We start from the raw sequence: 12,535 nt of genomic DNA, 5'->3' as shown, positions 1-12,535 counted from the left end.
CCTAGCTTATTTTAACCACTTGTTTACCTGTAAAACCACCTGCTAACTGGTTGTTTAATGCGCTAGAAACAGCCTTTGCGTTAAAATCAACAGCTAATACTTCTGGAGGAATTATTTCGCCATTAGAGACCGTTTCAAGCAACAAATTACCCATAAAACTCATGCGCTGCTGCGCGCATAGGCTATTGGCTAACCACGCGCCACCTAAGGATACAATACTAATATTGGGTGCTCTACGGTACATTAGCTGCTGTTCAAAATTAGGCAGTGGATTTAAACAAGCAATACGACCACAAAAACGCATTAGCTCGATATTTTGAATGGTCGATTCCCCACCCATAATATCAATAACGGCATCAAATCCTTGTGGGCCAAGCTCTCGGCGAATTTTGTCACATAAGGTTTTGTCATTGTAATCAAAGACTACATCAGCCCCTAGCTGCTTAACCAATTTGTGGTTACGCTTGGAGGCGGTTGTAAATACATCGGCACCACGCTGCTTTGCAAATTGAATAGCAAATTGACCTACAGCACCTGCGCCCCCTTCAACAAAGAGGGTGTCGCCTTCCGTTACAGCTAATTTATCTAAGCTGATAAGCGCTGCCATTCCGGCGCAGGGTAATGTAGCAGCCTTGTCACTGGCTAATTGCTTGGGAATGATAGACACCGCATAATTAGGCACTTTTGCGTATTCGCTCAATACCCCTTGCTCACCAATACTAGCGTGCCACATTACACGCTCACCCACACCAGGAAATACGCCTTTACCCGCTTTAACCACCACACCCACTGCATCTAAGCCTAAAACATGCGGATATTGCCACAGACAAAAGCCTGATTTAGCAAATTGCGCATCCACCGGATTTAAACCAACATACTCCACTTTTACTAACAGCTCATTACCTGTGCATTGAGGCACAGGTACTTGCATATCAACTAAGTGAATATCCTCATTAGGCTCTATTAAGGCAATAGCCTGCATAGATGAAGGAATAGTATTTGGGTTTGTAACTACAGTATTAGGCATCAAAAACTCTACTAGTTAGTACTACTTAACGCGTAACTCCATCGTCCATTAAATGACTGGTAAGCATTTACCTTAGCCAATAACGATGAAATAGTTGAATCAACGGCATTTTCTTGTGCTATTAAAACATCCTGACGTGCATCTAACAACTCTAAGTAAGGAATTTGCCCTTCTTCATACATTGCTTGTGCTTGTAAAAATGCATTATTAGCAAACTGATACCGCTGCTCAGCAAAACGCGATTGCTGTGCTTGATTGACCAAGTATTGCAATGAAAGTTCACTCTCGTTAATGGCTTTTAACACCACTTGTTGATAGTCAGTATAAGCAGCTTGACTCAAAAATTGCTGCGCATCACGCTGAGCCAACAACGCAGGATAACTCAATAAAGACCATTGTACTTGCGGTGCAACTTGCCACTGCTGCTGGGTGTCGCTAAAACCATTACTGCCCAAACTTAGCACGCCTGCAAAACCACTTAAGCTGATATCGGGTAATAGAGCTTTACTGGCTGCCACACTTAAACTATTTGCTTGGCTAAAGTCATATAATGCTCGGCTAATATCGGGCCTTAGTGCAATCGCTTGATTTGGCTTTGCTAGTGACACTTGAAATGCCTTGCTCAATACAGCACGTTCATCATCAATACTCAGTGATTGCGTTGGTTGTGCACTTAATACCGCCAGCGTAGATAAGTCACGAAACTTAGCATATTCAATCGCCGGAATGAGCGCTTGTTGCTGCCTAAGTTGTGCCATGGTGCGGTTTAAATCAAGCTCATTTGCCACACCTTCATCTACTTGTGCCTGCAGCACTTGAATACTTTGTTCAAGCGCTTCAATTTGCATTTCAATAATTTGTTGCTTTTGCAGGTTGCCCTGATAGCTGGCAAACCCTTTAACCACAGATGACACAATTTCAATTTGTAATAGCCTAACTTGCTCTGCTTGGCTCATAACTTGTGAATTTGCGGCATCAACGAGTGCAGTTATTCGACCAAATAAGTCGAGCTGCCAGTCAAGTGCAACATTTGCACTTGATTGTCGGCTATTGGTATCGCCTAGTCCACTTCGTTTAGCTCCAACCTCAACACCGCCTTGGGGTAAGTATTGTGCTTGTTGTTCGCCAATACGTGCCAACACACTTTTAAGCACCAGCTGACTCGTTTGTAAGTCGTAGTTATTAGCCAAAGCATTACTAACAAGCTGGTTTAATTGCGCTGAACCAAGCTTGTGCCACCAGTTTTGCTCATCTTCACCAACATACTGCTCTGCTGATATTGCTTGAGCAACAAACTCGTTTACTTGTTGTTGCTCAGCTGCTGTATCTATTTTGCTAGCACAGCCAGATAACACTGCAATTGCTAACACAGAGCCTAAAAATGCCGGCATCTTAAATTGATTTAAATGTAATTTAGTCATTTGAAGACTCCTCAGCGCGCTGCTTTTTTACCACCAGCATGTAAAACACTGGCGTAAATAATAGCCCAAATACAGTCACACCAATCATACCTGAGAATACTGCGTTACCCATTGCATGACGCATTTCAGCACCGGCACCGGTTGCCAACACTAACGGAATAACACCCGCGGTAAAGGCAATTGAGGTCATTAAAATAGGACGTAAACGCATGCGACACGCTGCCAACATAGCCTCAAGGTGCGATAATCCGGTGTCGTGTTTATCTTTGGCAAATTCCACCATTAAAATGGCGTTTTTAGAGGCCAGTGCCACCAGTACAATTAACGCTATTTGGGTAAATATATTGTTATCTGAGCCTACAAACCACACCCCTAATAACGCAGAGAATATAGTCATAGGTACAATTAAAATAATGGCCAATGGTAAACGTAGGCTTTCATACTGTGCAGCCAGTACCATAAACACAAGCAATACCACCAGTGGGAACACGTACACCATAGTATTGCCGGCAAGTACTTGCTGATACGTTACCTCAGTCCACTCATATTCAATACCAGTAGGTAGCGTTTTCGCCAGTACATTTTCAATCGCTGTTTGCGCTTGGTCTGAGCTATAACCTGGCGCTGGGCTGCCGTTAAGTTCAGCACTTGGGTAACCGTTGTAGTGCATAACACGATCTGGGCCTATAGTTGGCGTTACCGTAAGCACTGAGCCTAGTGGCACCATGTTACCTGCACGATTACGTACTTTTAGGTTTAGTATTTGCTCTTGGTCTACCCTAAATTCGGCATCTGCTTGGGCATTAACTTGGTAAGTACGACCAAACATATTAAAGTCGTTTACATACACTGAGCCTAAATAAATCTGCAATGAGTTAAATACTTCATCAAGTGCAATACCTTGGATAAGTGCTTGCTCGCGGTCAATATCAATATCCATTTGCGGTACTTGAATTCTAAAGCTTGAATACAGCCCCATTAATGCCGGATCTTTTTGCGCCGCGGCAATCACTGATTGCAAGCTATTAAATAATGCTTCAAAGCCTTTGTTAGCTCTATCCTCAATTTGCAGTTTAAAACCACCTGTAGTGCCTAAGCCTTGAATTGGCGGTGGCGGAAATACAGCCACAAACGCTTCATCAATTGCCGCAAAACGTTGGTTTAACTGAGACGCAATAGCCGAAGCTGACATACTCGGATCGGTTCGTTCTGCAAAAGGCGCCAATGGTGTAAACACAATGCCGCTGTTAGGGCTATTAGTAAAACCATTTACAGATAGACCAGGGAACGCCACGGTGTTTGCAACACCAGGAACCTCGAGCGCTATTTGCTGCATTTGTTTTACTACCGCTTCAGTTCTGTCTAAGCTTGCTGCATCTGGTAGCTGCGCAATGGCAACTAAGTATTGCTTATCTTGCTGTGGTATAAAGCCACCAGGTACTGCGTCAAACAGCTTAATCGTACCGCCAACTAAAGCAACATAGGCAACCATTACAACCACGCTCATACGAATAAGCTTTTGTACTAGCTTTTCATACCCTGTTGCACCACGGTTAAACAGTCGATTAAATGGCTTGAATAACCAGCGACCAAATAACTTATCTAATAAGCGGGTAAACGCATCTGGTTTTGCGTCGTGCGATTTTAACAATAAGGCTGCTAGCGCCGGCGACAATGTCAGTGAGTTAAACGCTGAAATAACCGTTGAAATAGTTATGGTTAAAGCAAATTGCTTATAAAACTGTCCAGAAAGTCCAGTAATAAAAGCCGTTGGAATAAATACCGCACACAATACCAATGCAATCGCAATAATTGGGCCGGTTACTTCTGTCATTGCAACGCGTGTTGCTTCAAGCGGCGATAAGCCGTTTTCTATATTTCGTTCAACATTTTCGACCACTACAATCGCATCATCAACCACAATGCCTATAGCCAGTACTAAACCAAATAGCGATAAGGTATTAATAGAAACACCAAGCCACTGCATTACAGCAAAAGTACCAATGAGTGAAACTGGCACAGCTATAAGCGGAATAATAGATGCGCGCCACGTTTGTAAAAATACAATGACTACAATAACAACCAATGCGATTGCTTCAAGCAATGTCGCTATTACCGCATCAATAGAGCCGCGAACAAACACAGTTGGATCATAAACAATGTCGTATTCAACACCTTCAGGAAAGTCTTTCGATAAACGTGCCATGGTTTCACGCACCTGATCTGAAAGCTCAATCGCATTTGAACCCGGGCGTTGAAATATTGGCATTGCCAATGCGGGTTGATTATCAAGTTCAGCACGCAGTGAGTACGAGTCTTGGCCTAAGTCAACACGCGCAACATCTGACAAACGCGTAAGTTGCCCTTGCTCACCGACTTTAATAATGACCTGCTTAAACTCTTCAATGCTATTTAGGCGGCCTTTCACGTTTAATAAAATTTGAAATTGGCTATCGTTAGAGATTGGTTGAGCACCTAAGCTACCCGCTGCAACTTGCTGATTTTGCGAGCGCAAAGCAGCTACAACATCGGTTGCTGTAAGCTCACGTGCTGCTAATGCATCTGGATTTAACCACACACGCATAGCATATTTACCACCACCAAATAACTGAATATCACCCACGCCAGGTAAACGTGCTATTTCATCTTTAATGTTTAAATCGGCATAATTTGATAAATACGCCGTATCATGGCTATTCTGGGGTGAATATAAATGCACCACCATGGTTAAATCGGGTGATGACTTTTCAGCAACTACCCCTAAACGCTGTACCTCTTGTGGTAACCTCGGTAATGCACTATTTACTCGGTTTTGTACCTGTACTTGAGCACGGTCTAAATCCGTCCCTAAGGCAAATGTTACGGTTAAAGTCATGCGCCCGTCACTGGTCGCTTGTGAAAACATATATAGCATGTTTTCAGTGCCGTTTATTTCTTGTTCAAGCGGTGTTGCCACTGTTTGTGCAATAACCGTTGGGTTTGCGCCCGGATAACTGGCTGTCACTACCACTGTGGGTGGCACAACTTCTGGGTATTCACTGACTGGCAGCTGAAATAAAGAAATGCCACCTGCAATCAAAATAATCATTGACAGCATGGCCGCAAAAATCGGTCGCTGGATAAAAAAGTGTGAAAATTTCATTTAATAACCTTATTGCTTAGCAACTAAATCGGCAGGGTTAGCAGTGAGTGTAAATGCCACACCTTGGGTATTAATTGTCACTTTATTTGGTGATATTGGCATGCCAGGTCCTACGCGAGCTGGCCCATTCACTGCAATCACATCACCTTGTTCAAGGCCAGAGGTAATGGCACGTAATGCGCCATAGCGCTCACCGACAGTAACCAATTTATATTGCAGTACATTATTTTCGCCCACGGTAAGAACAAAACGATTTTTTAAATCAGTACCAATAGCTCTATCTGGAATAATGACGGTTTCGCGTATTGCATTAGCAGCCAATTTAATGCGTGCAAAAGAGCCTGAGCGTAACTCGTTACTACGATCTTCAAATACCGCTCGTACACGTAATGTGCCAGTAGAAGCATTAATTTGGTTATCTATAAAGTTGATGTGGCCGTTGTAATTAAAATCACTCTGCCCTACTTTTTGCATAACGACAGGTTGCTTGCTTGATGCAGTAACATCATCAAATGCATTGTTCCAAGTGCGTTCATCGACATCAAAGTAAGCATACATTTTGTCATTTGAAACAATTGAAGTGAGCACGCTTTGCCCGGCAAGGACGTTGTTACCTTTAGTGATGTTTGCGCGAGAGATAATTCCATCAATAGGTGAAACCACAGAGGTAAACTCTAAATCAAGTTCTGCGGCTTTAAGCTGAGCTTTAAGTGCAGCAAGTTGTGCTTCACGTTGACGTAACGTTGAGGTACGAGCTTGCGCTTGTTCTGTAGAAATTGCTTTACGCTCAGTTAGACGCACTGCACGTGATGCTTCGCTTTTTGCTTGTTCAAGAGCCGCTTGTGCACTTTTAACCTGAGCTTGTAAACTAGCTACCGTGGCTCTAAATGAACGATCATCAAGGCGAAATAACACATCACCTTGTTTAACAGCATCCCCTTCTTTAAATTCAATTTGCTCAATAATGCCTGATACACGCGGCATTAATGCCACTTTTTGCGGTGACTCTAAGCGCGTTGTATAGGTATGCCAACTTTGTACAGGCTTGACCAGGACTTGGGCTACATCAATAGCTTGATATTGTTGTACGGGTGCTGATTGCGCTGTGCTTTCTTCAGCACAACCGGTCAGAGTAATTAATGCAACAGATAAGGCTGTAGCAACTAAGTGTTTGTTCATAACGACGCTCCTGTTAATTAGGCGATACATAATACGGAACATACTTGTTGACAAAAACAATAGATTTTTAAATTCATTAGTGCCAAAATGGCATCAAAGTGACACAATGGTGCAATAATGGATACAACAAGCCGACTCTTAATGCTGCTTGAAGTGGTTGAGCAGGGATCATTTGCTAAAGCTGCTGAAATACGCAACATTGATCGTTCCGTGATCTCTAAACAAATTAGTCGTTTAGAAGATGAGCTAGGCGTGAGACTATTAAATCGAACCACCCGTTCGTTTTCACTTACCGCAGCAGGCGCTGAAATGATAAAAAAAGCGGACGAGTTGCGAAGCCTACTCGGCGATACCCTGCGTATGGCAGAGAATTATCACTTAGAACCTCGTGGCGTATTAAAAATTACCTCATCGACTTTAATTGGTCGGCGTTATTTACAACCAGTGATCAACGATTTCCAAAAGCGCTTTCCGCAAGTGGAAGTAGAACTTCGTTTAGATGATCGGCTTGTGGATATTGTCTCAGAAGGATTTGATTTGGCATTTAGAGTGGGGGAGCCAAAAGACTCCTCTTTAATTGCTCGAAAGATTGCGCGTAATCGTTTATTACTTTTAGCTTCCCCTGCATTTATCGAAACCTATGGAATGCCGAAAAACATAACTGATTTAGCACAATTACCCGCCGCTAGTTACGCAAGTAGTTCACTGCGAGTTGATGGAGTAAGTTACTACAACCACCTTGGTGAACAATGCGAACAAAAAATTAAAAGTGTATTTAGAGCCAATGATGCTGAAGCACTATTAATGAAAACACTCTCAGGAACCACTTACGTTTTAGCTCCCGCGTTTATATTGGATAAAGAAGTGATTGATGGACAACTGGTGCCTTTATTGACGGATCTTAAATTAATGGAGCACAGTGCCATGTATGCGGTATACCCACATCGTGATTTACCGGTAAGAACCCGGTTATTTTTTGATGCCGTACGCGAATATATTGGTAAAGAAAGACCGATTTGGGAAAACAGTATTCCAGACTTTGAACAAATGTATTAGCCGCTATAAAACTTAAGCCAGCGCTAAAATATCAGTGCAGACCCCATTACGGCCAGTCTCTTTAGCTTTATAAAGCTGCTTATCGGCCAAGTCGATTAGTTCACTTAGGCTTTGTTGCTGGTATTGTACAACGCCTAAACTGGCGGTTAAATTAATGGTTTCACCATTAGCGACTATGTGCTTATTTTGTATTGCGAGTCTTAACTTTTCTGCCATTGCTAAGGCTGCTTGCGGACTATCAAAGTTGCTCATTAGTGAAAACTCTTCACCTCCGACTCTAAACACATACCCTTTTGCAAAAGTGCCGCGCAATAATGTAGCTAACTCAACCAATACTTTATCGCCAACATCGTGCCCATACTGATCATTAATTTGTTTAAAGTAGTCTAAATCAAGTAAAAATAAGTAAAGCTGTGATTTATCTTTGATCTCTACCTCAAAAAACTGGTTCATTGATAAACGATTACCAGCCCCAGTAAGGGGATCGAGTAACGCTAAATTTTTCAAACGCTTCGAAAAATCAGCTCTATTACCTTCAAAAACATGAGATATAGCCCATATGCTTATGTATACAAATAATAAGTTAAGTCCTATGTTAAATGCTGAAAACGATGAATGTGGCAGTTTTTGAGATAACACCACCAGCTGTAAAGCAAGTAATGCCGCAGACAAAAATAACCCGTAACGTCTACCAAGCAGTAAGTAGTAAAGAATAGGTAAAATAAATGTCCACAAAAACAGGCCGTTTTTAGGGGGGGCTAAGTAGGTGCCACATAACACAATTAAAGAGATAGTTAAGCACATGGTAATGGCATGCCAGCGCTTAGGGTAATGTTTTTGCGAGTGCTTAAATATATATAAGCATAACAAGGAAAAGCCGACTTCGAGACCACCAACAAGGGGTAAATTATTTACCAATAAATTAAAACCGGCAAACACCAATGACAAAAAACCAAAGCAAATACACATCCATTTAAGAACGTGCTTGCGTAGCGTTTTTGTACTATTAAGTGCAGCTATATCCATGGATAACTTAAAATATTTTTGATAGCTTATGTTAACAATGAAATGCAAAAATCACAATTTTAAGCTTAAACAATTCAGAAAAAACAAGCCAAAAGAATTAGTGAAACGTTTATTCCATAATCAATTCATTAACAGTACCCACTAAATCTGCAAATTCTTCATCAACATGCGATAACTGTTTAGCGCTCAGCGTTTTGTTTAACTTGAGTAGCAAATGCGCATAAGCTTTTAAGTTTTGCTCATTTAGTTCACGCAGCTCATTACTCATATATTGCTCACGATCAGTGATAATGGTGTGTAATTGCTGGGTAAACTCTGCCTCGCTAAGTGTTTGCTGCCTAAAAAGGGCTTCAAGTGCGGCTAAACGAGTTAGTTTATAGTCGTGCCATAAATCACTGGTAGGGGTATGCTCACTGTTAGCTTGTGATATGAGCGTTTGCTGCTCAGAAGTGAGTTTGCCAAGCCACTGCTTGTAGTAATCTAGTTGTCTCTCTAAGCGTTGTTGCTGGTGCTCGTCTTGAGTTAATGAGGCATGCTCTTGGATTTCATCATTAATTTGCTCGCGAATATTTTCTACCATTTCACTGCGCTGTGATGGGGTTAAGGTCAGCGCTAACTCAATTAAAGGGGCACTAGTATGCAACAGCAAGTTTCGCCAATGCTGCTTCACTTGGGTTATTTTATCCATCAACTGCGCAGTATCGGCTTCATTGTTTAGCAATTGTCTTAGGTCGAGTAAATCGGCTTTATATTTTGGTAATTCAACTTCACGATGCCAATCTCGGGTATCGTTAATAATCGCTTTTAACTGCTTAGATTGGCTTTTATTCAGATCAACGTAATCATCAATCCAAAATGACGATAACCAACCTAGGTTGTTATAGGCAAATGACGTTGAACAGCTGGCAATAAATAACAAACTGGTTATAAAAATAATTTTACTTAGTTTTATATTTTTTAAATTATTTAACATGAAAAGACCCCGTTGTATGATGCTTTAGTTGCCAAAAATCATCATAAGTAATTATGTAAGCTACTGCTTGCTTTTATTTTTTTCATTTTTCTATAGAATCGCAAGCTAACGCAATTTATATCATAGCTATGTGCTTAAGTTTAGAATTTTTGAGCTATAGTTAAAACTACTTGTTAATACGTTTGTATATCTAATTTATAAACGTTGGCGTTATTGATTTAGCTCATAATTTATTACCTACTCGAGTAATAAGTAAATGATTAACCGTTATGATGCTTACCGACAACGATAACTAATTTGGAGACATGCATATGTCACAGTCTAATTTAAAAGCAATGTTCTTTGCGGGCATTATACTTGCTACACCTTATGCTTATGCAGGGCTTGAGGAAGGCATAATAGCAGCAAACGCAGGTCAATTTGATGAAGCACTAAAAGAGTTTAATTACCTTGCAGACAAAGGCTATGCCCCAGGTATTTACGAACTAGGTAAGTTGTACGAGGGCGGACATGGAGTTACTCGCGACTACTACAAAGCTGCAGAGCTTTATCAACAAGCAGTTAAAAAAAATCATGTAGATTCAATGTTTGCACTTGCGGTTTTGTATGATGAAGGCAACGGCGTAAAGTTGGACAAACAAATGGCTATTAGCTTATTTGAGAAAGCAGCCAATAAAAACCTTCCTGCAGCACAGTATAACTTAGGGGTAATGTACGCCAACGGCGATGGCGTGAGCCAAGATTATAAAGCCGCCAGAACATGGTATGAAAAAGCCGCCGCTAATAATTACACGCTTGCACAATTTAATTTAGCCTTGATGTATTTTGAAGGCTTAGGAATGCCAAAAAACCTTGAAATGTCGTATGTGTGGAATACCATCGCTGAGTACAACGGTAATATGCAAGCTAGCCACAGTCGTAAACTTGATGAACGCACTATGCTCCCTAAAGAAGTCGCTGAAGCTAAAGAAAAAGCCGATGCTATTTATAATAAAATTTTAGCGGGTACTTATGCAGGTGAAGGGCGAATGTTTTAAGCCAAAAGAATAACTAAAAAAAGCTGAATGAAGTGATTCATTCAGCTTTTTTGTTTTAAGTACTACAGGCTATTTTACATAAAGCCACTTTAGCACTTTGATCAGTAATTTATTTTGTTTGAGTAATAAACCTATACGCGGATTAAACGAGCCTGATACTAAGGTATTTTTTGCATGGCTAAGGGTTAAAAAGCCTTCTTTGCCATGATAATGCCCCATTCCTGAATGACCCACCCCGCCAAATGGTACATCATCGGCAGCTACTTGTATTAATGTATCGTTAACGGCAACGGTTCCGCTAAGTGTTTGCTTAATAATGTACTGTTGCGCTTGCTTGTCTTGGCCCAAAATATAAACTGCTAATGGATGATGCCGCAGTCGAATATAATTAAGCGCATCATCTAATTTGTCATAACTCATAATCGGTAAAATAGGCCCAAATAACTCTTCTTGCATTAATTGCATCTCGTCGGTGACGTGCGTCACAATATGCAGACCCATCCGGTGTTTTTCGGCATCTTGTTGATTTTGCTCAAGTGGCTTTGTTATTTTAGCGCCTTGTTGTTGTGCTTGTTCTAAATAACCTAGCAGACGTTGATAATGAGCTGGACTAATAATAGAGGTCAGGTTTTTCCCTTCAACACCTTGTTTAAAGTGCTTTTTATAAAGTGTGCACAAAGCTTTAATAAACTGATGTTCTAGTGCTTTAGGAACAAATACGTAGTCAGGAGCCACACATATTTGCCCTGCATTGGCCATTTTTCCAAATAATAGAGCACGAGCGGCTTTATTTACGTCTGCTTTTTCTAACACAATGACTGGCGATTTTCCGCCTAGTTCTAAAGTGACTGGTGTTAAATTCTTACTCGCTGCGCCCATCACCAACTTACCGACCGCTGTTGAGCCAGTAAATAATAAATGTGCAAAGGGTAATGATGAGAACTCACTCGCCACCTCGCTGCCACCTTGAATAATGCTGCAGTGTTGGCTTAATTCACCTATAAATATTTTTTCAAGAACCGTATTGGTATTAGGCGTAAATTCACTGAGCTTTAGCATAACCCTGTTGCCCGCTGCAATCGCGGTGATAACCGGCACCAATGCCAATTGAATAGGATAGTTCCACGGTGCAATCACACCCACCACGCCAATAGGCTGATAGGTTACACTTACTTTTGAGGGCCATAAGCTCAAACCAGGGCTGCGGTGACTAGGCTTAGACCAGCGAGGTAACTTTTTAATAATATGTGCAAGCCCCTGCATGGTAGGCAAAATATCACCTACTAAGGTATCAAAGGCCGTTCGGTAACCAAAATCTTTGGATACCGCTGCAATCAAGTCTTGCTCTAGCGTTACAATGTTAGCGCGTACTTGCTTAAGTAAAGCAAGGCGTTGCTCAATAGGTAAATAAGGGGTGTCTTCAAAAGAGTGCTTTAGTTCATTAAATTGTGAACGCAAAGTCCCTGTAGATAATGTGTCAGTGATCAAAATAGGCTACTCGATTTATAACGTTTTCAAGACTATAACCTTGATCTGTCACACGAGCAATAAAGAGTGGTTTTGCAACATTATGAAAAGCGTTGCAAAAACACTCATAAGGTTGGTTGGAACTCATACCGATGCACAGCTTTTATGTGCATCGGTTATCTGTTTTGTTAGTTGATTAAAGTGGGT

The 12,535-nt window shown here is 41.3% G+C and carries 9 protein-coding genes; 2 read left to right on the top strand and 7 right to left on the bottom strand.

The genetic code is table 11. The features are described from left to right. Position 1: 1 nt before the first annotated feature. From ACZ5WS_RS16605 to ACZ5WS_RS16590, 4 genes are read right to left on the bottom strand one after another with little or no spacing between them, the layout of a single operon-like run. A complete protein-coding gene (locus tag ACZ5WS_RS16605) occupies positions 2-1,027 on the bottom strand; it encodes a zinc-binding dehydrogenase (protein ID WP_464712039.1) in 1,026 nt (341 codons plus the stop codon). Between the two features lie 11 nt (positions 1,028-1,038). After that, positions 1,039-2,448 carry a TolC family protein gene (locus ACZ5WS_RS16600; protein ID WP_464712038.1) on the bottom strand — a complete coding sequence of 470 codons (1,410 nt, stop codon included), beginning with the start codon at positions 2,446-2,448 and terminating at the stop codon, positions 1,039-1,041. After that, positions 2,441-5,590: an efflux RND transporter permease subunit gene (locus tag ACZ5WS_RS16595; RefSeq protein WP_464712037.1), complete on the bottom strand. Its 3,150-nt coding sequence runs from the start codon at positions 5,588-5,590 to the stop codon at positions 2,441-2,443. The genes ACZ5WS_RS16600 and ACZ5WS_RS16595 overlap by 8 nt, the downstream gene beginning before the upstream one ends. A gap of 9 nt (positions 5,591-5,599) precedes the next feature. Continuing rightward, on the bottom strand, positions 5,600-6,769 hold the full coding sequence (locus tag ACZ5WS_RS16590; RefSeq protein WP_464712036.1) for an efflux RND transporter periplasmic adaptor subunit: 1,170 nt from the start codon (positions 6,767-6,769) through the stop codon (positions 5,600-5,602). 117 nt (positions 6,770-6,886) lie between these two features. On the opposite strand from ACZ5WS_RS16590, the gene ACZ5WS_RS16585 reads away from it, so the two are divergent. Continuing rightward, complete coding sequence (locus ACZ5WS_RS16585; RefSeq protein WP_138607828.1) at positions 6,887-7,825, top strand: LysR family transcriptional regulator; 939 nt, start codon at positions 6,887-6,889, stop codon at positions 7,823-7,825. Between the two features lie 12 nt (positions 7,826-7,837). On the opposite strand, the gene ACZ5WS_RS16580 is transcribed toward ACZ5WS_RS16585, so the two are convergent. Together ACZ5WS_RS16580 and ACZ5WS_RS16575 are read right to left on the bottom strand one after the other, a co-directional pair. Beyond that, positions 7,838-8,851 carry a GGDEF domain-containing protein gene (locus ACZ5WS_RS16580; protein WP_464712035.1) on the bottom strand — a complete coding sequence of 338 codons (1,014 nt, stop codon included), beginning with the start codon at positions 8,849-8,851 and terminating at the stop codon, positions 7,838-7,840. Between the two features lie 109 nt (positions 8,852-8,960). Continuing rightward, positions 8,961-9,824: a DUF6279 family lipoprotein gene (locus ACZ5WS_RS16575; protein WP_464712034.1), complete on the bottom strand. Its 864-nt coding sequence runs from the start codon at positions 9,822-9,824 to the stop codon at positions 8,961-8,963. Between the two features lie 311 nt (positions 9,825-10,135). On the opposite strand from ACZ5WS_RS16575, the gene ACZ5WS_RS16570 reads away from it, so the two are divergent. Continuing rightward, a complete protein-coding gene (locus ACZ5WS_RS16570) occupies positions 10,136-10,861 on the top strand; it encodes a tetratricopeptide repeat protein (RefSeq protein WP_464712033.1) in 726 nt (241 codons plus the stop codon). Positions 10,862-10,930: 69 nt separating this feature from the next. Here ACZ5WS_RS16570 and ACZ5WS_RS16565 read toward each other — a convergent pair whose 3' ends face one another. Next, the gene (locus tag ACZ5WS_RS16565) at positions 10,931-12,349 is read right to left on the bottom strand and encodes a coniferyl aldehyde dehydrogenase (RefSeq protein WP_464712032.1); all 1,419 of its coding nucleotides are present in this window, start codon (positions 12,347-12,349) and stop codon (positions 10,931-10,933) included. Positions 12,350-12,535: the final 186 nt, after the last annotated feature.

The organism is Pseudoalteromonas sp. 11L1 (assembly GCF_055397545.1).
This window is presented reverse-complemented; position numbering and strand designations above follow the sequence as displayed.